Source organism: Secundilactobacillus folii (assembly GCF_009720675.1).
GTDB lineage: Bacteria > Bacillota > Bacilli > Lactobacillales > Lactobacillaceae > Secundilactobacillus > Secundilactobacillus folii.
Window position 1 is genome coordinate 245,120 of the sequence record NZ_WNJO01000002.1, and the last position, 24,868, is coordinate 269,987.

The 24,868-nt window shown below is 43.9% G+C and carries 21 protein-coding genes and 1 other annotated feature; of the genes, 13 read left to right on the plus strand and 8 right to left on the minus strand.

Annotation, left to right across the window (positions count from 1 at the left end; genetic code table 11):
- Positions 1-64 precede the first annotated feature (64 nt).
- Positions 65-550 carry a GNAT family N-acetyltransferase gene (locus tag GM612_RS02750; protein ID WP_155430850.1) on the minus strand — a complete coding sequence of 162 codons (486 nt, stop codon included), beginning with the start codon at positions 548-550 and terminating at the stop codon, positions 65-67.
- A gap of 111 nt (positions 551-661) precedes the next feature.
- Between GM612_RS02750 and GM612_RS02755 the strand changes: the two genes are divergently transcribed.
- The 9 genes from GM612_RS02755 to GM612_RS02795 all read left to right on the plus strand — a co-directional run bounded on the left by GM612_RS02755 (position 662) and on the right by GM612_RS02795 (position 10,882).
- On the plus strand, positions 662-1,534 hold the full coding sequence (locus tag GM612_RS02755; protein ID WP_155430851.1) for a LysR family transcriptional regulator: 873 nt from the start codon (positions 662-664) through the stop codon (positions 1,532-1,534).
- Between the two features lie 213 nt (positions 1,535-1,747).
- Positions 1,748-1,985, plus strand: a binding site (T-box leader).
- 158 nt (positions 1,986-2,143) lie between these two features.
- Positions 2,144-3,550 carry a branched-chain amino acid transport system II carrier protein gene (gene brnQ, locus GM612_RS02760; RefSeq protein ID WP_155430852.1) on the plus strand — a complete coding sequence of 469 codons (1,407 nt, stop codon included), beginning with the start codon at positions 2,144-2,146 and terminating at the stop codon, positions 3,548-3,550.
- Positions 3,551-4,660: 1,110 nt separating this feature from the next.
- Positions 4,661-4,819 carry a hypothetical protein gene (locus GM612_RS02765; RefSeq protein ID WP_155430853.1) on the plus strand — a complete coding sequence of 53 codons (159 nt, stop codon included), beginning with the start codon at positions 4,661-4,663 and terminating at the stop codon, positions 4,817-4,819.
- A 515-nt stretch (positions 4,820-5,334) separates the two neighbouring features.
- Positions 5,335-6,087, plus strand: a complete 753-nt coding sequence (pxpB, locus tag GM612_RS02770; RefSeq protein WP_343031767.1) for a 5-oxoprolinase subunit PxpB — start codon at positions 5,335-5,337, stop codon at positions 6,085-6,087.
- A complete protein-coding gene (locus GM612_RS02775) occupies positions 6,077-7,078 on the plus strand; it encodes a 5-oxoprolinase subunit C family protein (RefSeq protein ID WP_155430855.1) in 1,002 nt (333 codons plus the stop codon). The genes pxpB and GM612_RS02775 overlap by 11 nt, the downstream gene beginning before the upstream one ends.
- Before the next feature lie 18 nt (positions 7,079-7,096).
- The gene (locus GM612_RS02780) at positions 7,097-7,513 is read left to right on the plus strand and encodes an acetyl-CoA carboxylase biotin carboxyl carrier protein (protein WP_155430856.1); all 417 of its coding nucleotides are present in this window, start codon (positions 7,097-7,099) and stop codon (positions 7,511-7,513) included.
- Positions 7,514-7,526: 13 nt separating this feature from the next.
- On the plus strand, positions 7,527-8,837 hold the full coding sequence (locus GM612_RS02785) for an acetyl-CoA carboxylase biotin carboxylase subunit (RefSeq protein WP_343031768.1): 1,311 nt from the start codon (positions 7,527-7,529) through the stop codon (positions 8,835-8,837).
- Between the two features lie 26 nt (positions 8,838-8,863).
- The gene (locus tag GM612_RS02790; protein ID WP_155430858.1) at positions 8,864-9,625 is read left to right on the plus strand and encodes a LamB/YcsF family protein; all 762 of its coding nucleotides are present in this window, start codon (positions 8,864-8,866) and stop codon (positions 9,623-9,625) included.
- Between the two features lie 30 nt (positions 9,626-9,655).
- Entirely contained in the window at positions 9,656-10,882 is a 1,227-nt protein-coding gene (locus GM612_RS02795) for an NRAMP family divalent metal transporter (protein WP_155430859.1), read from the plus strand.
- Between the two features lie 189 nt (positions 10,883-11,071).
- On the opposite strand, the gene GM612_RS02800 is transcribed toward GM612_RS02795, so the two are convergent.
- The 5 genes from GM612_RS02800 to GM612_RS02820 all read right to left on the minus strand — a co-directional run bounded on the left by GM612_RS02800 (position 11,072) and on the right by GM612_RS02820 (position 16,363).
- The gene (locus tag GM612_RS02800) at positions 11,072-12,265 is read right to left on the minus strand and encodes an MFS transporter (RefSeq protein WP_155430860.1); all 1,194 of its coding nucleotides are present in this window, start codon (positions 12,263-12,265) and stop codon (positions 11,072-11,074) included.
- 129 nt (positions 12,266-12,394) lie between these two features.
- Positions 12,395-13,288 (minus strand): DMT family transporter, encoded by an 894-nt coding sequence (locus GM612_RS02805; protein ID WP_155430861.1) that lies wholly within the window; start codon positions 13,286-13,288, stop codon positions 12,395-12,397.
- Between the two features lie 277 nt (positions 13,289-13,565).
- A complete protein-coding gene (locus tag GM612_RS02810; protein ID WP_155430862.1) occupies positions 13,566-14,123 on the minus strand; it encodes a ferritin-like domain-containing protein in 558 nt (185 codons plus the stop codon).
- A gap of 13 nt (positions 14,124-14,136) precedes the next feature.
- Positions 14,137-14,379, minus strand: a complete 243-nt coding sequence (locus GM612_RS02815; protein ID WP_155430863.1) for a heavy-metal-associated domain-containing protein — start codon at positions 14,377-14,379, stop codon at positions 14,137-14,139.
- Positions 14,380-14,446: 67 nt separating this feature from the next.
- The gene (locus tag GM612_RS02820) at positions 14,447-16,363 is read right to left on the minus strand and encodes a heavy metal translocating P-type ATPase (protein WP_155430864.1); all 1,917 of its coding nucleotides are present in this window, start codon (positions 16,361-16,363) and stop codon (positions 14,447-14,449) included.
- Positions 16,364-16,545: 182 nt separating this feature from the next.
- Between GM612_RS02820 and GM612_RS02825 the strand changes: the two genes are divergently transcribed.
- The 3 genes from GM612_RS02825 (at position 16,546) to GM612_RS12605 (ending at position 20,727) form a co-directional block, all read left to right on the plus strand.
- Positions 16,546-17,793 (plus strand): DUF998 domain-containing protein, encoded by a 1,248-nt coding sequence (locus tag GM612_RS02825; protein ID WP_216644504.1) that lies wholly within the window; start codon positions 16,546-16,548, stop codon positions 17,791-17,793.
- 94 nt (positions 17,794-17,887) lie between these two features.
- Positions 17,888-19,489 (plus strand): peptide ABC transporter substrate-binding protein, encoded by a 1,602-nt coding sequence (locus GM612_RS02830; RefSeq protein ID WP_155430930.1) that lies wholly within the window; start codon positions 17,888-17,890, stop codon positions 19,487-19,489.
- 323 nt (positions 19,490-19,812) lie between these two features.
- Entirely contained in the window at positions 19,813-20,727 is a 915-nt protein-coding gene (locus GM612_RS12605; RefSeq protein ID WP_343031770.1) for a DMT family transporter, read from the plus strand.
- A gap of 459 nt (positions 20,728-21,186) precedes the next feature.
- On the opposite strand, the gene GM612_RS02840 is transcribed toward GM612_RS12605, so the two are convergent.
- Positions 21,187-21,360, minus strand: a complete 174-nt coding sequence (locus GM612_RS02840; protein WP_155430865.1) for a hypothetical protein — start codon at positions 21,358-21,360, stop codon at positions 21,187-21,189.
- Between the two features lie 233 nt (positions 21,361-21,593).
- Positions 21,594-22,961: a uracil-xanthine permease family protein gene (locus GM612_RS02845; protein ID WP_155430866.1), complete on the minus strand. Its 1,368-nt coding sequence runs from the start codon at positions 22,959-22,961 to the stop codon at positions 21,594-21,596.
- A gap of 561 nt (positions 22,962-23,522) precedes the next feature.
- Between GM612_RS02845 and GM612_RS02850 the strand changes: the two genes are divergently transcribed.
- A complete protein-coding gene (locus GM612_RS02850) occupies positions 23,523-24,857 on the plus strand; it encodes an MFS transporter (protein ID WP_155430867.1) in 1,335 nt (444 codons plus the stop codon).
- Positions 24,858-24,868 lie beyond the last annotated feature (11 nt).

Below are 24,868 nucleotides of genomic sequence, written 5' to 3' on the forward strand. Positions count from 1 at the left end.
ACTTTGGCATGCCGATGTTCATAATATTCTCAGCAATAAGGGATTGATTGTCCCAAGCGACGGGTTATAAATTCAGTTCGTACAAGCGCGAATTTCGATTCGGATAGGCATAGGAGACGCCCAACTGTTCTGCCGTGATTTGCTTAAATCCTTGACGTTCGTAAAAGGTATGTGAGCGGTGCTCGCCCTCAGGAGTGTCCAATACAAGGCGTTTAAAGCCGTGAGAGGCTGCAAATCCCATCAGCACGTCAAAGAGCTGCTGACCCAAACGAACCGGTTGTCCGCGATATTTTGGATAGGTAAAGAATTTTTTTAGCACGGCGGTGGTTGGCTGTACGGGCAACAAGGCAATGCACCCCACGACCTGATCCCTTTCTAGAGCCAGCCAGAAATTACCGCCAGGTTGCTGGTAATAAGCCTCAATATTAAAAATATCATCCTGTTCCGCCATTTTGATACCAAGATGAGCTTCTTCATTTTGACAGTAGTTGATTAAATCGACTAGTTGCGCCGTGTGATGGTAGTTTGGCTTAAATGGTTCAATCTGCATTTTAAAACCCCCGTTGTTTATTCTGATAAGAATAGTGTATGCTGGGTAGGGATATAAGTAAAATTGATAGTTAAAATATCGGATATCACGATAATTGATAGTGAGGCTCATATGGAAATCAGACAACTTAAAACATTGCAAATGATTGATGAATTGCACAGTTTCTCTAAGGCAGCGAAACGCCTTGGCTACACCCAATCAACCGTTTCGATGCAAATTCAAAAACTGGAGTCAGAAGTTGGGGGCAAGTTACTTCAGTACGATGGTCACGATGTTACACTCACGGCTGCCGGGCAAGCCATGATGCCAATGGTTAACCGAACCTTACAAGATTATGGTTCCTTAGAACGGTTTTCACAGACGACTGATCAGTTCGGTCAGTTGCGAATCGCGGCGCCTGAATCGTTAACAATTTCGTTAGTGACCCCAATGCTGAAACGATTCCACAAGGTACAACCGAAAGTTGATATTCACCTTCAAAATGCCACCTGCCTGCATAATGAAGAAGCACTTATCCGCGGGGATGTCGATGTCGCTTTCATGATGTGGCCTAGTCGCCCGAAACCGCAGTTAGTCGATAGGGACTTGGGCGAGCAAGAAATTGTGCTTGTGGTCTCTAAGACTGCCACGTTCAAACAGTTACTAGCGGATCCTAGTGCCACTTTCATCATCAACGAGCCAGACTGTTCTTACCGTAATCAGTTTGAAACCAGCTTGTGGCAACAGCACCAGCGGAGATTTCCGACTTGGATGCTACCAAGTATTGCGGCGATCAAAGCCGCGGTCATTAATGGACTGGGGTTTAGTTACTTACCAAAGTCAATGGTGATAGCAGAACTTGAGAGTGGTGAATTGACTGCGATTCCAACCGATATTGAAAATCACATTCACGCCCATTTGCTGACGCGAAGCGATTCAAAGGAGAATCGTTCTATTGCCAAGTTCACTTCATTATTTAATGCAGTCCAGCAAGAACCAAACTAATTTGAAATGAGTGGTCTTAACGCATCGGCCGATTTATAGAGTAGCGTGTTTTAATTTGGTGATGTCGATTAACGACGTAATAACCCGGTCGGCTATCACTTCAAATATTTTTGGACGGGAAAAGTGAAGATTTCAGACTAACATAACAAAAAGATTAGAATTTAATGTTGACATTCTAATCGACTGTGGCTATGATAGACCCAATGAAACAATTAAAACGCTATGAGAAAGTTAAGTAGCTGTTCAGCACCTGTAAGCGAGCTTCGGTTGGTGAGAGGAAGCCAGAGTTGAATAGTGAAGATCCCTTTCGAGCGACGTACCGAAGTTGAAGTAACGTACGTTGGGTACTCCCATTATCGAGTTAGCGTATCGCCAATTGGCCGTACGTGAAGAGGCTATTTCAGTGATGAGATAGCAAGATAAGGTGGTACCGTGCATACGCACCCTTAGCTCACATGAATTGTGAGCTGAGGGTGCTTTTTTGTTACATAGCGTCATATCAAATAAAGGTGGTGGTTTCCGTGGAGGATCAGATTAGTCATATTAGTCAAAACCAGATTCATATTCAAAATTTAAGCAATTATACACATATTACGGAGGTCTTCACATATGGAAGAAGTCAAAGATTTAAATCCTAAACCGTTAACAGTCAGACAGTACCTAGTCGTGAGTTCGATGCTTTTTGGACTCTTCTTTGGAGCCGGAAACCTAATTTTCCCGATTCACCTGGGACAGCTTGCCGGTGCTCACTGGGTCATGGCAACGGTTGGTTTTCTAGTTACTGCGGTGCTGCTGCCAATGTTATCCGTGCTCGCCGTTGCCGTCACCCGTTCAAAGGGGGTCTATGACATTGGCCGGCCACTTGGTCCAACGTTCGCACTGGTCTTCATGGTTTTGATTCACGCAACAATTGGGCCACTTTTTGGGACACCGCGGACCGCTTCAATTCCATTTTCAGTTGGTGTTCAGCCATTATTACCAGCTAATATGGCCCACGTTGGTCTACTGGTATTTTCAGCCGTCTTCTTTGGGGTAGCTTTCCTCATTGCTTATCGGCAATCAAACATCATGACAACTATTGGTAAGGTTTTGAATCCGTTATTCTTGCTGATGCTATTCTTCGTCTTCGTTTTAGGCTTCTCACACCCAATGGGTCATGCATCGCAACAGGCCGTTACATCTGCCTACGTTCACGCGGACTTCTTCAACGGCTTTTTGCAAGGCTATAACACGATGGATGCCTTAGCTGGTTTGGCATTTGGTGTAACCGTTGTTACTGCCGTTTCTCAATTAGGTAAAACCTCCGCTAAGAGCAACGCTAAAGTGACTGCCCGTGCTGGTGTCATGGCAACGGGGATGATCGGTGTGATCTACGTTGGTTTGATTTTCCTTGGTGCAACAACTTTAGGTCGCTACAAAGTTTCTGCTGATGGTGGTGTAGCCTTCAATCAACTGGTTGGCTACTACATGGGGACGTTTGGCCACGCACTGCTGGCAACGCTGCTCACAGTAACTTGCTTGACCACTGCAGTTGGTTTGATTGCTGCATTCGCACAAGACTTTCACAAGCATTTCAGCCGTGTCAGTTATCGTCAGTGGTTAGGTTTCATGAGTGTAGCTTCCTTCTTGACCGCTAACTTCGGTTTGGATACGATCATTGCTTGGTCAACACCAATGTTGATGTTCCTGTACCCATTCGCTATGGTTCTTATCCTGCTGTCAGTCTTCTCACCACTGTTCAAGCGTGATAGTGTCGTTTATGCATTCGTCGTTGTCTTCACGGCGATCCCAGCATTCTTCGATATGATTGCGGCATTTCCGGCAGTTGTTAGCCAAAGTGCATTTGGGAAAGCTATGGGTGCTGTTCAACAAGCCGTCTTGCCATTCGCAAATTTAGGTATGGACTGGGTTGTACCAGCTCTGATTGGGTTGGTATTAGGTCTTGGTTTTCACTTCCTTCGCCCAGTATTTGCCAGTCACAGAGTCGCTTCACGTCAACAAGTTAATAACCGTTAATCAGGGTTTAAATACAGTTTAGAAATGACCTGCAACAGGGGGAGTGTTGCAGGTCATTTTTCTGTTAAAGGGAATAAATTGGATTTGAAAGCATTCGTAAAATGGTACAGATATAGGTTAGTGTGGATAGAATTTCTGAAAATTATTGTTTTAGTTTAATGAATATTCAATTTTTACTAATGAATACTATAATCGCATATGATACATATAGTTCCTATTTTCTAAATATTATTTGCCTACAAATAGCTATTTAGTTAATGTAATAAGGACTATGTAATTATTATTATAAAATATGTCTTACTTACATTTATTCAAAAGGTGCTATAATTATGTTGTAAGCGCTTTAATAAAACTGCTGCTTACAGCTCCTATAGAAATCTCTTCATTGATCCCACTACAATCAAAACACCTTACGTGCAAGAGCCATCATGCTGTATCTAAACTTCCTTTCGTATCACAAACTTGCGAGCGCGCGATATTTTCAACTACAACTCTGATTGGGTGAGTGAGGCGAAGGGATTTTTTTGTGGTTTCTACTGGCGCTTTGCCTTAACTGTGAATGGTTGAACTAATAACTGGTGAAGACGAAATCGGGTGAGTACAGGGTAAATAAAAGCAATCAGATTATTCGATTAACCAAATTATCGACTCGGTGTTTTCCCGATATCAGTGGCGCTTCCAGTTTTTCTGACGTGGCCTATAATTAAAGTTGCGAATTTTTGATGACAAGTAAGGTAGGATGACCAGTCAGCTCGGCAAACGTACCTTTTACAAGCACTATTTGGGTGAATTGGTACCCCAAAGGATTTTTAAATGATGCCATATTGAATTCATTAAAGAAAACAGAAACTCAATATGATGGCATATCCAGAACTAACTTTTAAAATGAACGGTGAAACAGTTGAATGGGAAGAAGTTGCCCTTTTGAAAGCTTATCGACCGCCCATGCATTGGGTGAAATTGCAGAGTTGGGTGCAAAGTTACAACTTGATGGCCCAGAGATGTAGACGTTGAACAACTGCATTTACTATCTAACAATGACCTTCTTCAAACAGACCAGCAAAGGCGGCACCAAACGCTGCCGTAGTGATCGCAGGTAAAGGCTTCTTGATGTCGGATGGTACAGCTAGGAATATGGCAGCAATGCATGAGTTCATTCCTACCATTAGTAGTCTAACGGCTAAGTTAAGTTTGTATACGCCAAAGAGCATACCGGAAGAATTGCTGATTAGCGATCGAATTCACTTTGCCATTGATTTGGCTCAGTGATTAAGGAGATGTTGGATAAAAGACGTGCGATGGATGGGTTAAATAAGTATTGAGGAAAACGTTAAACTGAGGTACTAAACGGCGCAGAAGTATACTGCGCCGTTTTTGTATTCAAAAGGAGTTAGTAAATAGTTTATGATTTTTTAGCTAAAATGAATAATTAAAGTCAATTTTATTAAATCTAGACAGATCCAATCTTTCCGCTATTAATTATTATCAAAAAATTCTAAAATGAATATTTTCTTGTTATATTATCTAACATTATTGATATATCAACGAATATAGTTTCTGGTCACCCAAGGATTATATGAATATATATAAAAATGAAGAAAAAATATTTGATTTTAATGCTATTTTAATCTAGAATATGCGTATCAAGTTATGGGTTAAACGCGGCCTAATAGTATCTAAAAACACTAAAAGTTGACCTTTAATATGACGTTGTCGTCTATAGAACTCTTTTTCACTTATTCTAAACTATCAGTGACCATTAAATCATAGTAGGAGGGATGAACGTGCTTGCATATCAATTTTTACCTGCAGGTGATAAAGCTGTTAACATCACCTTTGAACGGCGGGTCAGTAGCGTCATTAACCAGCAAATTTTAAAACTCCAGCAGCGGTTAAAGAATTTAAATGTTGAGGGTATTACTGGCTTTCTGCCTGCATTTCGAACTCTCACGATTTTTTATGATCCGGTCCAGGTTAGTTTGGCTCAACTGAAGAAAATTGTGAACGCTGCGATTTTAGATGGCCATCAGCTTGCTGTGTCGCCATCTAAGCGCGTTCACATTCCGGTTTGCTACGACAGCTCTTTTGGACCTGATCTTGATACCATTGCAAAACAGTCGCATTTATCTAGAGAGAAGGTTATTGAGCGACATAGTCAACAAGATTATTTAATCTATATGCTAGGATTTCTACCGGGTTTCGCTTATTTAGGCGGTCTGGATCCAGACCTTGCCACTCCACGATTAGCCACTCCGCGGCTTAAAATTGCACCAGGATCCGTTGGAATTGCCGGTGAACAGACCGGAATGTACCCAATTGAATCACCAGGGGGTTGGCAAATAATTGGACGAACACCGTTGCATTTATTTCAACCGGAAAGCGCCCATCCTTTCTACTATCAAGCTGGTGATTATATTCATTTTGATGTGATTTCTCGAAGCGAGTACAACGACATTGCTGCTCACTTGGAGGATTATCACGTTCAGGTAGATACGTTACCAACGATGGAGATGGGGGTATCACAGCATGGCGCTTAAAATTATCTCTGCTGGACCAATTACGACTGTCCAAGACCAGGGACGTACAGCCACTCAAAGCAGTGGTTTCTCAGTTTCGGGCGTCATGGACTTTGATGCAGCTGGTGTGGCTAATCTACTGGTTGGAAATGATTTAGATGATGCCGTTGTAGAAAGTAGCTTGCAGGGACCAACCCTAACTTTTACACAAAGTAGCCATTTTGCTATCACTGGAGCAACAGCCAACTTGAAGCTAAATGGTCAGCCAATCAATGCCTATCGCAGCTACTTTGCTCATCGAGGTGACCAATTGGTAGTCGGCCACTACAGTAGTGGTCGGTTTGGGTACCTTGCCGTAACCGGTGGCATACAGGTTCCGATTGTGATGGGAAGTCGGTCAACCAGTTTAAAGTATCATCTTGGTGGGTATGATGGGCGACAATTGCAATCCGGTGATGTTCTTCAGACCATTCGCGATGAAGTTGATGATCACCAGTTTCAGCAAGCAACTCCTTATTCTTATGTTAGTGACGCAGTAGCGCACATTCGGGTAACTGCTGGACCACAGTATCAGGATTTTCCAGAACAATATCGTCAGCAATTTGTACAGCATACTTTTGAAATGAGTCAGCAATCTGATCGAATGGGTGCGCGATTGCATGGCACTCCGATTGATACTAGTGACGTTGCGGAAATGCTGTCAGAGGGAACCGTTTTTGGGGGTATTCAAATTCCAAATGATGGGCAACCCATTGTTTTACTGGCCGATCGTCAAACTACAGGTGGTTACCCAGTCATTGGGGTCGTTGCTAGAGTGGATCTGCCCAAACTAGTCCAGCTCAGTCCGGGTCAGCAAATTCGGTTTCAGTGGATATCAACTGCACAGTCTCAAGATTATTACCGACAAAATTACGGTAGTTCTACTGCAATCAAACAAGTGCATCATTTTAAAAAGTTGGCTGATCTTGACCGTGGACCAGCTAATCGTATTGCACTGCTTTTTGACGATTAATTTAAGGGGGAAGATGTTTTGGAAGTATCTGAAATAAAAGCCATCATGGAACTAATGGTTAAAAATGGGATCAGTTCGCTTAAATACCAGACAAAGGATGAAAAATTATCCCTTTCACGTGAAGCGGCAATGACGAGTGGGTCATCTTTACCCCAGTCCACTACCAAGCAATCTGCTGAGACAGATGTCGATGACGTGCTAAGTATTAAAGCACCTTTTGTTGGTATCTTCTATACGTCTAATGGTCCAGATGATGAGCCATTCGTGCAGGTTGGCGATACTGTTAAAAAGGGCCAAACTGTAGCAATCATCGAATCCATGAAGATGATGAATAACGTCGTAGCTGATCAAGATTGCCAAATCAATAAAGTGATGGTCGCTAATGGGGACCAAGTCGAATTTGATCAACCACTTTTTGAAATCGAGAATCTATAAGGGGAGGATCGTAGTGGAAAAAGTGTTAATTGCTAACCGTGGTGAAATCGCGGTTCGTATTATTCGAGCTTGTCAGGAATTGGGGCTAAATACCGTAGCGGTCTATTCAACGGCCGACCGAGACGCTCTGCACGTCAAGTTAGCTGATGAAGCTGTCTGCATTGGTTCTGCCAGCCCGAATAAAAGTTATTTGAACATTAATAACCTGCTTGGTGCTGCTCAAATAACTAACGCTGACGCCATTCATCCGGGATATGGTTTTCTTTCAGAAAATGCTGAATTTGCTCAACGATGTGAACAAGCTAACCTTACTTTTATTGGACCGCATTCTGATACCATTCGCTTTTTGGGTGATAAGGCACGTGCTCGTGATGCGCTCAAAGCAATTGGGGTGCCCGTGACTCCTGGTAGTGATGGGGAGCTAACGTCTGTAGATGATGCTCAACGCATTGCTACCAAAATTGGTTATCCAATCATGGTCAAAGCAAGTGCCGGTGGTGGTGGCAAGGGAATGCGATTAATTCAAAGTCCTGATCAACTACCAAAACTTTTTACTTTAGCCCAAAACGAAGCTTTAGAGGCTTTTGGTGACAAACAAATGTACCTCGAAAAATTTATTGATAAACCACGCCATATTGAAGTTCAAGTCATGGGACTCCAAGATGGTACTGGTATTGCGGTTGGCGAACGAGATTGCTCATTACAAAATCACCATCAAAAAGTGGTTGAAGAAGCTCCCAGTAGCATTGATCCCGCAACCCGCAATGATATGTTAGCCATTTCGAAACGCGTTGTGGAAGAACTTCATTACCTTGGCGCAGGGACCATTGAATTTCTATACGCGGGTCCTCATCAGTTTTACTTTATGGAAATGAATACCCGGATTCAAGTGGAGCATCCAATTACGGAACTCACTTCTGGTTGGGATTTAGTGAAAGCTCAGCTTCTGATTGCTGCCGACAAACCTTTACCACAGCCCAGGGCGGCTAATGGCTATTCGATTGAATGTCGGGTTAACGCTGAAAGTGCTGGTAAAATTACCGGACTGCATTTACCCGGTGGTAACGGAATCCGGGTTGACACAGCCCTGTATCAGGGGTATCGAGTACCGCCAAATTATGATGCCATGATTGCTAAAATAATTAGTTATGGTCCCAACCGGCAAGCGGCCATTCAAAAAATGCTAGTTGCAATTGATGAAACGGTTATCAGCGGCATTAATACCAATCTAGATTTCTTAAATCGGTTACTGCGAACAAAACAGTTTCAGGAAGATCAGTTTGATATTGAATTTATTGAACGAGAATTGCTAAATACACATTAAAATTACTATTTTAGGAGGTCGTTAACATGCCACAAGTAGATTTAAACTGTGATTTAGGAGAAAGCTTTGGCCGATATACACTTGGACTGGATGACCAAGTACTCCCATATATCACATCGGCTAATGTTGCCTGTGGATTTCACGCGGGAGATCCAGAGGTTATGCAACACACTGTTGACTTAGCAGTCGCTGATCACGTTCAAATAGGAGCGCATCCTGGTTTGCCTGATCTTGAAGGCTTTGGACGTCGCCCAATGCAGATTACTCCTGAAGCTGCAAGGGATGATGTCAAGTACCAAATTGGCGCCCTACAAGCCTTCGTGCCTTCTCATCGTTTACATCATGTGAAGCCGCATGGTGCTTTGTACAATATGGCGGTTAAGGATTACGATTTAGCCTATGCCATTTGTAAGGGAATCAAGGAAGTGGATCCTCAGCTCTTATTAGTGGGATTAGCAAATAGCCAGCTTATCCGAGCAGCTAAAGAGGTTGGCCTGCCATACGAGCAGGAAGTGTTTGCAGACCGCGCTTATGAAGCTGACGGCAGTTTGGTTTCTCGTCAAAAGCCGGGCGCAGTAATTGTTGATGAAGATTTAGCCGTTAGCCGTACAATCAATATGATCAAGACGCATCAGGTCACATCAATTGATGGTCAGGTTATCGATATTCAGCCGGACACCATTTGTGTTCATGGTGATGGTGTAAAAGCGCTAGCATTCGTTAAAAAGATCCATCAAGCACTAACTAATGATGGAATTAAGGTTACTGCACAACAAGTCCACGCGTAGTAACTTTGAACAAAATAAGGAGGAAAGCCAATGAAAAGAAAAGACCAACCGACTGAAACTCTAACTGAAAATAAAAAGAGGTCACCGTTTAGTGTTGCCATGGGTGCTGCATTCATGATGGCAATGGCCGCAGTGGGGCCCGGATTTTTAACTCAGACGGCTACGTTCACTGGTGAGATGGGGGCTGACTTTGGTTTCGCAATTTTACTATGTATTATTGCTGATATCATCGTGCAGTTAAATATTTGGCGAATCATCATTGTTTCGGGTAAGCGAGCTCAAGTGCTTGCTAACGAAATTGTTCCTGGCTTGGGTTATGTTTTAACTGGCCTGATTTTCATTGGTGGTTTCTTCTTCAATATTGGCAATATCGGTGGTGCTGGTCTCGGACTTAACGTGCTATTTGGCATTGATCCTAAATATGGTGCAGTGATTGCTGCCGCAATTGCGATTATTGTCTTCGTTGTTAAAAACGCAATGACAGTGGTTGACCGCACTGTTCAACTTTTAGCCGTTGTCAAAATTGCAATTTTAATTTATATTCTAGCTGTCACTACAGTTCCGGTAGCAACCGCAATTCATCATACATTTATGCCAACACACATTAACTTTTATTCAATCGTGACTATTATTGGCGGTACTGTGGGTGGCTATATTTCCTTTTCTGGTGGCCATCGACTGCTGGAGGGTGGCGTTCATGGGAAGGAAAACATTAAGTATGTCAATGAAGGTGCCCTGACTGGGATCGGCGTCGCTTCTGTTATTCGAATCATGCTGTTTTTAGCTGGTCTAGCCGTGGTTGTTGCGGGGCATACCCTAGATCCCTCTAATCCAGCTGCTTCAATCTTTAAAATTGCTGCGGGTAACTTTGGTTATAAATTTTTTGGCTTATTGCTACTAGCTGCTGGGATGACCTCCACATTAGGATCGACCTTTACCTCTATTTCCTTCTTGAACTACTCACAAAATAAGCAATCATGGGTCAACAGGTATCGTTCAGCACTCATCATCATATTTATTTTAGCTTCTACATTGATCTTTTACTTTGTTGGTAGTCCTGCTAAAGTTTTAGTTGTCGTCGGCGCCATCAACGGGATGATTTTACCAATTGCGCTGGCTATTTTGTTGATTGCTTCGGCCAAGAAGAGTATTGTCGGCGATTATCATCATCCAAAATGGCTGACAGTTACCGGATGGCTGGTTGTGCTCTTTATGGCGTACGCTGCAGTCCAAACATTGATGACCATTAAACTGTAATATGACATCTATTCCGATAAACAGAGCCTTTGTAAGCTAATGCCATTAAAAAGAGCTTTAGAGTAGTGAGATAGTTAATAAGCTGCTTTAAACTAAAATTAACCCTTATCACAAAATGGATAATCTTTGTGATAAGGGCTAATTTTTCTTTTGAGGTGTTTGCCCCAGAGATTTCAAACCAAATAATTTCTATTCTCCTGCCGGTTCATTCAAATGATCCGGTTCCTTCAAAATCAGGTGTCCGGCAAGTGAAATAACTAGAAATACTAAGGCTACCAGGCACACACCATTCCATTTATCAATGCTCCAGGCCCAGGTCGCAAACATCGTGCCCAGAGAGCCACCGAGAAAGTAGCTAAACATGAAAACAGAATTGTTTCGGCTACTTTCTTTTCGATTCAATGACTGCACAATAGCCTGGTTAGAGACCTGACTGAATTGCGTACCAAGGTCCAGCAGCACAATGCCAAGAATCAGTCCAACCAGCCACTGACCAATCAGCCAGAAAAGGAGAAAGGCGAAGGCTGAAAATACAATTGATAAGCTAATCGTTAACTTTGGTGAACGGTGATCCACTAGATTACCAATGTATGGCGCGGCTAAGACGCCGGCAATTCCAAGTAAACCTAATAGACCAGCGACATTACTGCCTAGATGATATTGATCCGCTAGGTAAAAAGCCAGTGTCGACCACATCACGTTAGAGACGGCGAACATGCAAAAGCCGTTTAAAGACGACCCCTGCAGTCGACGCTGGGTCATAAATAGACGTGGTAGTGAACTGATCACGTTACCATAGCTTAATTTTTGGTGTCCACGTGGATCTCTAGGCATCCGTTGATGGACGATGACCAGCAAGATGACATCCAGTATTGCCGCAATGAGATAAATATCTTGCCACGGCATCACACTCCCGAGCAGACCGCTAAATGAGCGTGAAAGTAAAATCCCGGTTAATAAGCCACTCAAAACGGTTCCGAGTACCTTTCCTCGTTGCATGGCTGGCGCTAGGAAACCGGCGTAGGGGATAATAATTTGGGGTGCCACTGAGGTAATACCAATTAGGGTAGTAGCCACAGCGAACACCACTGCATTTGGCGAAATGAAGGCCACTAATAAGGCCAAGATCGAAAGGACCATCATAAACTGAATCAGATGATAGCGGTCGAAGATGTCACCTAACGGAACGATCAGTAGTAGACCAAAGGCATAACCAAGCTGAGTCAGCATTGCCAAAACACCCACCACAGCTTTGGACAGTTGAAAGTCACTGGCAATGAGACCTTCAATCGGTTGAATAAAGTTTAAGTTAGCAACGATTACACCTGTAGCAATCGCCATTAACAGCACGGTTCGACGTGAAATCGATCGTGGTTCTTCCATTTTTAATTCACTCTTTTCTCGTTTAATTCAGTTTGCAGAATGCTTAATTGTCGGAGAAAAGGACTTTCCGTGCGGACGATGAGCCAGTGAAATAGGCGGTAAGTCACGTGCATCCCTCGATTCTAGTCATTATTCGCGCAGTGTCAAAACAACGCCGAAGAAAATTAATAGGCAGCCGGCAAGAAAGCTAAGGTGCAAAGCTTCTCCAAGCACTAACCAGCCCAGTAGACTGCCAACAATCGGCTGAAAAAAGAAAAATAAGCCAGATTGACTAGCTTTCAGATAACGTAGCCCCTTGTTCCAGAGCACAAATGAAATAGCGGTAGAGACGATTCCAAGGTACAAGATACCGCTACTTACTTTAGCGGTTAGCAGAATTGGCCAGTCATAATGTGGGTAGATGGAAAAGACCATTGGTGTCAAGCCAATGATTGCAACGATGGTCGCAACTGTCGTGATTTGCAACGCCGAGTATCGGACGGGTACCTTCTTAAGCAATACCGACATTAACGCCCACGTCAAGGCGGCGATTACAAGTGACGCCACACCCAGCAATTGTGACTGTTTCACGTGAAACAGTCCGCCACCGGCAAACATCACGCCAATTGTGGCACTTACGACAGCCAGAATTCGTAGCTTGGTCAGCTTCTCGTTGAGGATCAACGCAGCAAACAGCGTCATGAAGGCCGGCGTTGTCGACGTGATAATTGAGCCTATCTGAGCGTTTGCCAGCATAGTACCCGTTTCTTGAAAAACGATACTTGCCAGTTGACCAATCAGGCCAATACTAATGAGTAACGGCCAGTCTCGCACTTTGATTTGCCAATGGATTCGTTGTTGCAAACAAAATAGCAGTAACGCAATAATACCAACGAGATAGCGCGACCAAACAAGAATCAAGGGCGGTACACTGGGCACAACAATTTTCACCACAACAAACATGCCACCCCAGATACTGGCTGCAATTGTGAGGTAGAGACTACCTTTCAGTTTTGATTTAGTTGATGGATATAATTCATTCATGTACTTTTCACTCCGTTTTTAAATTTAATTTGCATATCTAACAGAGGGAAAAGACCCTATGTTAGGAGTTAACCTAACATTGGTTGGTCGTTTTCAAATAATGATGAAAATAACATTTGAGCACCATCTTTCATGAAAGTTTGCACTCATCATTATAGCGATGTTAAAGGAATTTGTGAAATGCAAAACGGGCACGCTAACAATTTTAGCGTGCCCGTTTGTTTGAAATAGGACCAATATACCCCCCGGTAACTGGTCCTATCAAACAATCGTTTAATTAATTATCATCATCGTCATCGTCTTCTTCAACCAAGCCTTCCCAGGCTGTCTTGCCTAGTAAAGCTTGTAGTTGCTGGATGGCGTGGTTGTTATGAGCCAACAGAGTGGTGAGTGTTGCCGCTAATGCTGGCCGGTCTTCTTTTTGGGCGAGCTTGATTGCTCGGGTCACAAAGAGGTTTTCCGTACTGTAATCATGAGCTGTAAGGTTGACTAATTCGCTGGTTGATAAATATTTATTCCGACCATCTTCATCGAGCATTTTATATTCCGTGTATTCTGCAGTTGTCGAAGGCGGCAATTCATTTTCGTCCAGTAGCGCATCCGCAACGGTATCGTAGTCGGTACGAGCCTGGTCAATCAATGAATCGTATAGCGGACGAACAGCCGCGGCTTCAAAGCCCTTCATGAACCATTTAGCCTGGTGTAACTTAACGTCCATGATTCGCAAGTTAGCGACGATGTGTCCAGTCATCGCACCCGCAGTTGGGGTGTGATGGTCAATGTCAGCCTGTTTTACTTCTGCTTGATACTTCTCTTCAATTACATCACTTGCCATTATGTTAGTCCTCCTACTTTGATGCGACTTGGTCTTTGACTTTGATCTTCTTGACTTCGTAGCCTAGCTTATCAACGACCTTGCCCAGCTCCTCAGCTGAGACAACACTGTCATCGAAGTCGGCCTTAGCCTTGCTGGCATTGAACAGAACTTGAACCTTTTCAACACCGTCTTGATTTTCCAAACCCTTTTGAATCTTAGTCATGCATGATGGGCAGGTGAGACCATCTAGTTGTAATATTGCTCGTTTTGTCATAATAATGACCTCCTTGATTTCTTTGATTATCTATAGTTTAAACTGTTCTAATGCATTTGAAATTGACCTAAATCAAGTTGCCGCTAGTTTGTTGCGAATTTTTTGGTTGCTTGGTTGTTGGCAGCTTGCCATAACCAATTAAGCGCATCGCGTTGAAGATGACGACCAGAATGCTGGCTTCGTGGACAAACATCCCGCTGGCCATGTAAATGAAACCGGCGATCAAACCAATCAGTAGGAAGACAACCACGGCGATGGCGATGAAGATGTTTTCCTTGGTATTCAGGACGGTCTTCTTGGACAGTGAGTAAGCGTGAACCAGTGCTTCAAAGCTTGATTGCATCAGCACAACGTCGGATGTTTCAATGGCAACGTCGGTCCCACTTCCCATGGCAATACCAATTTGAGCGGTGGCGATTGCCGGACTATCGTTGATACCGTCACCGACAAATGCAACGTGACGGCCCTGATCCTTGAACTGTTTGATGTAGTCGACTTTTTCTTCTGGGAGAAGTTCGGCGTGCACTTCATCGATACCAATTTGTGAAGCTACGTACTGCGCGGTAATTTGATTGTCACCAGTGAGCATAACCAAGTGCTTGGCACCATGATCGCGAAGCGCTTGTAACTGTGCCTTGATGCCCGGACGAATGGTATCAGAAACCCCAAGGATCAATGCTAATTGACCATCCACAGCGACCATGACAACTGAACTACCAGTTTGTTGAACAGCTTGTAGATCTTGTTGCTGAGCAGTTGTCAGTGAGACATGATTAGCAGACATCAGTTTTAGATTACCTACAAGAACGTCGTGGTTAGAAATGTTAGCGGTGAGGCCTTGACCTTTGACCGTGCTGTTATCGGTCACGTTAAGTTGTTCGTAGTTTAAATGCTGCTGGCTCACGTAATCGGTGATTGCCTTACCCAGAGGATGATCGGATAGACGTTCGGCACGGGCCACCAGCGTCAAAGCAGTGGCTTCATCGTCAACATAACTTTTAACAGCGGAGACAGCGGTATTACCAAGGGTCAGGGTACCAGTTTTGTCAAATACAAAGGTGTCAACCTTGGCGAAATCGTCCATCACTGCGCCACCCTTCAACAGGATGCCGCGTTTAGCACCATTACCGATACCAGCCACGTTTGAGACCGGCGCGCCGATGACTAAGGCACCAGGGCAACCTAGAACGAGGACGGTGATAGCGGTTGGAAAATCACGGGTGAAGAGGTAGACCAGTACAGCGATGATCAGGACAGCAGGTGTATAGTACTGGGCAAATTTATCAATGAACGATTCGGCAGGGGACTTTGCGTCTTGGGCGTCTTCAACCAGTTCAATAATTTTACCAAACGTGGTATCTTCGCCGACTTTAGTTGCTTCTACAGTCAGGGTTCCGTTGCCTAGGATCGAACCGGAGAAGACGTCGTCGCCCTTGGTTTTAGCAACGGCTTTTGATTCACCGGTGATTACCGATTCATCTAAGTAACCGGATCCAGAAACAACTTTACCATCAACCGGAACGGATGCACCAGTTTTAACCAGCACGTGGTCGCCTTCGTCAACGTCGTCAATGTCAACTTCTTCTTGTGAGCCATCAGTATTTAATAACACTGCTGTGGCAGGTGCCATTTGCGTTAATGACTTGATTGACTGACGGGTCTTTGAAAGGGTCCGTTCTTCCAAATAACTTCCGAAGAGAAACAGGAAGGTGACGATGGCTGATTCATTATACTCACCAATGATGAAAGCACCGATAACGGCGATGCTGACCAGCAGTTCAATGCTGACTACTTTCACTCGTAATGCTTGGTAAGCGTGAATCATAATTGGAACCGCCGCAATGATTGAGGCTAGGATAAAGGCCCAATTATAAATGACCATTGAATTGAAAAGGTATTTACCTGCAAAACCAAGGACGATCAGAATGGCACTGATCAAGGTGATCTGCGTTTGATATTTTTGAATAAATCGTTGAAATTTCATTTCTACCGCTCCTTTAATCATTTGATTGTCTTAAGTTTAGGGCGGAATGGCGCGAAGTGAATTGACGTGGGTCAAGTTAACGCAATTTCTTTTAAAAAGTTTTGTTCAATGAGCTTCCAGACTTGATTAAATCTGTGATTTCCCCCAAAATAAACAGCGATACTAATTTGGGGAGAAATGTTATGCGTATAGAGATTCCAGATCAAATTGTGAAACAGCTTAAAATTAACGAAACCGGACGCGTTAAATTAGAATTACGAAATAATGACGCGGTGCTCACGACCAAAGACAGTGAACAATCGCTCTTTCAGCGGATCTCTCTGTGGTGGTACCTGTTGCCAGCATTGCTGAGTGCCGTGGCGTTCAACATTTTTTATGCGGTTCAAAATCGCAATCAGATTCCAATGAGTGGCAGTAATTCCTTTGCATCGTGCGTGATCTTTGCAGGTGTGCTGATTGGCACCATCATGTTTACCATCTTTTTTATTCGTGAGCGGCGCAACCAGACGAACACTTTTTCAGCCAATATTTATTGGCGAAACTTCCCGGTCGTGATCCTATCATTTGCGCTGATTCTGGCGGTGGGATTACTGGGAGTATTCTGGCTTTTTGGGACTATTTTTAAGGACGTTTCTTTTGACCGTTTAACTTCTACCATTATTTTCTTTATTTTCGAAGGCATCATTAATTACATCATGATCTACGCGGCTTTCGCCTTATCATCGCGGACGTTGATTAGGCTCTTTACCCTAGTGATCGTTGGTGGGGTGGTGATCTCCATGGCAACTAACAGCAGCCTGCTTTGGTGGCAGCATAACCTGAGCTTTTTAGGGACCAAGTTAGCGACTAATAGTTGGCAATTTAACATGACAGTGATGTTTTCTGCTCTGATATTAATTGCGATGATCGATTACATCTTTGTCTCCCTGCATGCTAATTACCCGCATTCACTCCGTTTATCAACGTTACGGGCTATCTTGACAATTATGGCTGTGGATTACGGCGCGATTGGCTTTTTCCCCAATAATGCGCAATTCCATTTGTTGCATGATCACTTGGCTAAGGTACTGGTTTACTTCATTATTTTATTGATTATTGGTATTCGCTGGTTGCTGCCAGGAATCTCAAAACAGTTTTTACACATCTCTTACACCATTGGAGCCATCTTAATTGCTGCTGAAATTGCGTTTAAGGCGATTGGCTACCTCTCGCTAACGGCGTTTGAAATCATTGGGTTTATACTTGCCTTTGGCTGGGTACTCCTGTTATTGCAAATGCTTCAGGAACTGATTGATACCGGCACACGAGTCTTCTACGTGAAAATTGAAGATGGCACTAAGCAACCAGCTTCTACTGTTACTGAAACCGAACCGGTTAAGGCACAAAAAGCGGCTTCAAAAGCCACACCAGCCGATTTGAAATCAGAATGAGATGCTATTTTCATGGTAATTTTGTAACGAATGAGGGACTAGTCGATCTAACGGAAGAGAGGGAACGGTAGTGAAGAAGAAACACGGATTGATAATGAGCACGATAACTTTAGTGGCAGCTGTGATCTTAGTCGGTTGCGGGAAGGGCCATCAGCAGAGCAGCCAAAAAAGTATTTCGCTGATGCAGACCTCCGACTTAACTAGTTTGGATAACACTAATCAAGCGACCATGCCTGAATTCAACACGCTGACCAATATTTCAGAGGGCTTATACCGGCTGAACGACAAGGATCAGCCGGTTGCAGCCATGGCAACCAAAGTTGAGAAACCGTCTGATAATGGTTTAAAATACACGTTTCATATTCGTAAAAACGCCAAGTGGAGTAATGGTGATCCGGTGACGGCTGCAGACTTCGAATATTCGTGGAAGCGGTCACTGAACCCAAAGAATAACCCGGTCTACACATATGTATTTAGCGGTATCAAGAATGCTGATGCAATTATTGCTGGGAAGAAATCTTACCAAACCCTAGGCGTTAAGGCGACTGGTACTAAAACGCTGACGATCACGTTGGATCACCCGATGAACTACTTTAATAAACTGGTGGCGATGCCGGTGTTTATGCCACAAGATAAGAAGTTTGTGGAGAAAATTGGCAGTAAGGCTTATGGTACCAGTGCCAAGAATACGGTTTCAAACGGGGCTTTCAAGATCACCGGCTGGACGGGGACTAACTCCACTTACACGTTGGTGAAAAACAACTACTACTGGGATAAGCGGGCAATCAAGCTGAGCCAGATTCACTATCAAACGGTTAAGGACGCTAATACGGCGCATAATTTGTTTACTAAGGGACAGCTGGACGACGCCACAATTTCGGGCGTGACTGCAAAAAGTCTGCAGAAGGACCGTCATTTAAAGCGGGTGCCAAAGGCTTGGACCTATTACCTGCAGTTGAATCAACGTAGGGGGCAGCCGTTAGCTAATCAGAAGCTGCGTGAAGCCATTTCGTTAGTGATCAACAAACAGCAATTAGCCAGCAAGGTACTGGCTGACGGTTCCACGGCTGCTAGTAGCTTTGTCAGTCCAAGAACCGCCACGGATCCCACGACAGGGCGTGATTTCAGTAAGGAGACCAGCACCACTTATCGGCCAAATGTGAAGAAGGCGCGTCGCTTGTGGGCTGAGGGACTTAAGGAAATCGGCAAAAACCGTGGGACAGTTAAAATGTCGATCATTGGCGATGATCAAGATGTCACCAAAAACGTTGCTCAGTTTCTCCAAAGCCAGATTGAAGAGAATTTGAAGGGTGCGAAAGTAGATATTAATAATCTGCCGGATAAGGGTTTTGCGGACCGTAAGACCAATGGCCAGTTCACGATGAGTCAGTGGTACTGGTTAGCTGATTTTGCTGACCCAATCAACTATCTGGGGATCTTAACTTCAGGTAATGCGATGAATCCAGGACATTACAGTGATCAAACCTATGATCGACTAGTTAATGAGGCGAAGGCTGCCGGCACTCAGGCTAACTATTGGAAATACTTGCGGCAGGCCGAGGGTCGGTTGCAGGATCAAACGGGCATCATTCCACTGTATTATGTAAAGGAATCTCATTTGGTCAACTCTAAGCTGACTGGGGTCGCCTACCACGTGGCGGGATTCGCTGATTATACGCGAGCCCGACTAAAATAGGGCGGCATTTATCAGGAGTGCAAGAGTGTGATAAAGCCCGGTTATTAATGGAAAGTTTCTTGACCGGAAATGCGCAAATTAGTTAATATTTTGTGTGAAGAGGTCATGGCTTGATTCTTGTATTTTACAGGAATCAGGCTTTTTGTTGTCTGCCACATGTCTGAAACTAACGTCGAACTGATGAAAGTGGTTTCGAGGTGTGCTCAGTACCAGCAATATAGACCGAAAATTAGTCAGAATTGGCTAAATGAGGTTTACATTCGAAACAAAATTCTCTAACATAATACTCAGTGACTTTTAATCTAAAGAGAGAAGGGGTGCGCGTGACTGAAAAACATAAGGGAATCGCCTTTGCCATTATTGGCACCACTTTTTGGGGCATGTCAGGGGTGACCGCCCAGTATTTGTTTGCCGACCAACCCGTTGAACCAGCTTGGCTTGTTGGGGTTCGGATGGGAATCGCGGGTGTTTTGCTGGTGGTTTGGAGTCTCTTTACTGATTTTCATGAAGTCTTTGCTATTTGGCGGCACTGGCGCGATTGGGTTCAACTGATTCTATTTGCGATCTGTGGCATGATTCCATCTCAGTACTGTTACTTTATGGCGGTCAAACACGGAAATGCACCAACGGCGACGATCTTACAATTCTTAGGACCGTTATTCATTATCATTTATTTAGCCTTACGCCACTTACGCTGGCCCCGGCGCATCGACATGATCTCCATGGCAGTTGCCTTATTCGGTACATATTTACTGGTCACCAAGGGCCAGTTCGATAGCCTTCAACTTGCTCCGGCTGCCGTTTTCTGGGGTGTATCAGCAGGGGTTGGCCAAGCACTTTATACCTTGATTCCGATCCGACTTTTACGTCAATACGATGCCAAGGTGGTGACGGGGTGGGCCATGATTATCGGCAGCTTGGTATTTTTGCCGCATAACTTGTCGCAGCCCTTACCGGCGCTAAATGCAGTTGGGTGGGCAGGCGTGCTATTTGTCGCGACTTTTGGTACGATGTTTGCCTACCTATTGTACTTGCAAAGCCTAGATTATATTCTGCCTGCCACAACGGGAATGCTGAGCTCATTTGAGCCCTTAACCGCAACGGTGCTTTCCATTATCGTATTGCATACCGCCTTTGGTGTTCCAGAGATGATTGGTGGTGCCATGATCCTGGCCACGGCCTTCTTGCAGGCAATGGCGGTTCGTGGGCCGCACCCAACTACCCAAAAGACTGGTTAAGTTTATCTTCTAAAAAGTACGGTTTGAAACTTACTTGTGAATTAATTATTATTGGATGGTGTCAAATATTCATGACTTTTCTCGAATGCATAGGTGACGTGAGTATGTTAGTCACGTGCATTTCTGCACGTTAGTTACTTTGCAGGGTTTATTGCCGCTTCCTTTTGAAAGTTTTGGCTACTATCTTTTCCATCAAGACTAGTTTTTCACTTTTGGAAGTTGATTGAAGCCGGCACCGGTAGATTATGATGGTATCTTTACCAGAAAAATAGAACCCCTTTAAACCCAAAAAAGCCATACCAGTTTTCTACAATGGAATTTGCTGGTATAGCTTTATTTTTTTAGACAAACCCAGTAAGCAACTTCAATGCCAAGCCCTTAGAGTTTGGGTCAGTTAGTCTTGTTCTTAATTCAACGTCTAAACTATCAGTCCAGTCGATGATCAGTCTCATTTCAATTTTAATAAAAAGCTTGAGCTCCCTGTGGCGTGGCGATAATAATCGCAAAGACAATCAAAACCACGCCGATCACCGTGCATAGCCACGTGCGGCCGGGACTTCGCGTAATTTTTAAAGCGTAGTAAGTTGTTCCAGTTCCCAATAGTGCAGACGATAGCATAATCCAAAAGCCCATCTAATGCCGCCTTCTCTCCGTTATTCAACCCATATTTTAGCATCAGTGAGACGACGGCGTCTGGAAAGTTTCTCTTAAGAAACCGTTCGATTTAAAGAAAACATAAAAAGTGATGAACACTACCCAAAATGTTGACTGTATGACATGATGATGTCATCAGAATTTTGGGTAAAATTCATCACTTTCTTAATTTTTAATTAGAGGCTGCAAAGGCAATTGTGCATTTTTATACTTTACCGGCCACTGTTTACTTGTGCTGTATCTGTTCGCTCTTTGGCCAGTGTTTTGGTACTAGACATCAGTAAGTTCAGGATGATTGCACTAATGGCAGCGATGGTAATCGGTGAGCCTAGAAGATATTGCAACATCTGTGGTGCTTCATTGACAACTTTGCTAGGAATCAAAACGAGTGCCATGGTCAAGACGATTGGAACACCAATGATATAAATTGCACTTTCGCTGGTGCTGAGGTTTCGAATGACATTCAAACCATTTAACATGATGATGACACAAATGATGGAGTAAACGCCACCGATTACTGGTGCTGGTACTGCCGCAAAGAATGCGGAAAGCTTTCCACAAAATCCAAGGATAACAAACCAGAGACCAGCTGAAACGAAGACCCGTTTACTGGCAACACCAGTGATTGAAACCACTCCGGCGTTAGTGGAATACCCGGTCATTGGAGTGGCACCTAAGAGTGCTGAAATCAAGCAACTTAGACCTTCACCAATAATCCCCATATTCCACTGTTTATTGGAAATTTTTTCACCCGTAACGGCACTCATCGCAAACCAGGTGCCGGTCGTTTCGGTTGTGAGCACGAGGTAAATAACCACGAAGGTGAGAATGGCTGGTAATGAGAAATGCAGGCCGTAATGCAGTGAAGTAAATTGCGGTAGGCTAAACCATGGTGCGGACTGGACGGATGACCAGTCGAAGCGGCCCATTAACGTTGCAGCAATCGAGCCGGCAATCAGTGCAATGACAATTGAACTGACTTTTAAAACCTTTTTGAGCTGCGGAATCCGAATGCTTAAAATAATTGCAATGAGCATGACGACAGCGGTGATACCAGCAATAATCATATTAGAATTAACATTGCCAGATGCTTTAAACACGTTATCGTTGAGGGCACCGGGCAGTAGTGAGAGACCAACACAGGTAATGATCGTTCCCCCGACGATTGCCGGTACCAGTTTGTTAATGACCTTTTGAAAGACGCCAGAAAGGCCGAGTGCAATGAGTAAAAATGACCCAACAACTAGCGAACCGAGAACGGTCGCCATTCCTCCATGTGCGCCACCATTGGCCAGATAAATTCCGGCCACGGCGCCCACAGGCACGAAGGATGGTCCTTGCGACACGGGTAATTTCATAAAGAAACGTGTCTGCAAAATCGTACCGATCCCACAAGCGATGAACGCGGCTTGCAGGAAGCCCGTTTTTTGTGCAACGGACATCGACAGCAGACCAGCCATGATGATCGGCGCAACATAAACGTCCATTGCTAGAACGTGTTGCAAACCGAGAATACCAGCTTGTCCAACTGGTACTTTATCGTCTGGTCCATACAGTAAACCATTTTGTTTCTGAGTCATGTTTTGTTATTCTCCCTTTGTTTTGTGTTCCTTGAACGTCGACTTGATCAATCGTCTGCTTAGTCGTTTGATACATCTATTGATTCAAAGATAGCTGGTCACACTGTCAGGTGGAATAGGGGTGGGCAAGTGTACCAACGGGTCAGGCAGCTAAGTAGCCGGTCTTAAAACTGCCTGAACTAGGTCGCTACTCGTTTAAGCATTTGGATAATGAAAGCACCTCACTTTATTGAAGAATTATGAAAGAATTGAAAAGAGCGAATAATCATTTGTTAAGAAAGACTATTATTCGTGCAATTGCTTTGACAGCTATTATAAGCACTATCTATAAGGGTTTCAATGGATTTTCACGAACATTTTGCAATTCTCATAATTTGTCCTGAAAATATTCATTTTAAAAATTTTTGACACCGTTTTCGATACTGGCAGTAAGGGTTTAACCAAAATGAATAAATCAAATTTATATTCATTGCTTGCATGATTAACCAAATTAGATTAGAATAGGCTCTAATCAAATTTTAATTATTTTGTCTTGTGGCATATGTGCAAGGAGGTTTGCTTATGGATCACGCAACAAAACGAACGGAGCGACAAATTGCTGCCAATATCTTAAAGGGCTCGTTAGGCAACATGATTGAATGGTTTGACTGGTATGTCTACGCATCGTTTGCAATTTACTTTTCCGCTGCTTTTTTCCCAGCTGAAAACAAAACGGCTGAACTGTTATCAACCGCAGCGGTTTTTGCGGTGGGCTTTCTCATGCGTCCAATTGGTTCGTTTGTTATGGGGCGGTTTGCTGATCGAAAGGGGCGACGAGCATCACTGACGTTGTCGGTTTCCATTATGGCCGCTGGTTCCATGGTCATTGCCTTGACACCAAGTTTTAAGGCAATTGGCGTTTGGTCGCCAATTATTTTAGTCGTCACACGACTGTTTCAGGGCTTATCCCTGGGAGGTGAATATGGGACCTCAGCGACGTATCTTTCTGAAATGGCTTCGCCAAAGCGCCGTGGATTCTATTCTTCATTTCAATACGTCACTTTGATTTCTGGTCAGTTGTTCGCTTTATTGGTTCAAATCATCCTGCAAAAAGTTCTGACCAATGCGCAGCTCTTTGCCTTTGGCTGGCGAATTCCGTTCGTTGTTGGTGCGTTTGGTGCACTTGGTGTCCTTTGGTTACGTCTTTCCATGGAAGAGTCAGATCAGTTTAAAGCTAAAAATAAAAATAGTGCCAAAGCAGGTACTTTGACGTTGCTGGCTAAGTACCCCAAACAGTTCTTTACCGTAATGGGCTTAACTTTCGGCGGAACGATTGGCTTTTATGCTTTCACTACTTATCTACAGAAGTTTATGATCACGACGACTGGTTTGAACACACGGTTAGTTTCAGTAATCAACTTCTTTGCGCTATTGATCATGTTGATCATCCAGCCAATCTTCGGGCACATCTCTGATAAGATTGGCCGCAAACCGTTACTGATGTGTTTTGGTATCGGTGGAACAATATTCACCGTGCCGATTTTCTCATTATTGGCACATGTTCACACTGCATGGGCAGCCTTCGCACTAATGCTTTGCGGGCTGGTGATTGTTTCTTGCTATACTTCGGTCAACGCGATCGTTAAAGCGGAACTTTTCCCCAGTGAGATTCGGGCTTTGGGGGTCGGCTTTCCGTATGGCCTAACCTGCGCGATCTTCGGTGGAACTGTCGAGTATGTGGCGCTATGGTTACGCTCTGCGGGTTTGGAATCGTTGTTCTACTACTACGTTGCATTTGCCGCGTTCGTTTCACTGATCGTATACTGGCATATGTTGGAAACCTCGACTGCGTCTGAGATTAATGTAGACAGTGTGACTGATGCTGAACTGCAGAGCACCCAGGTTGAGGGTCGATAATGATTTCTGTA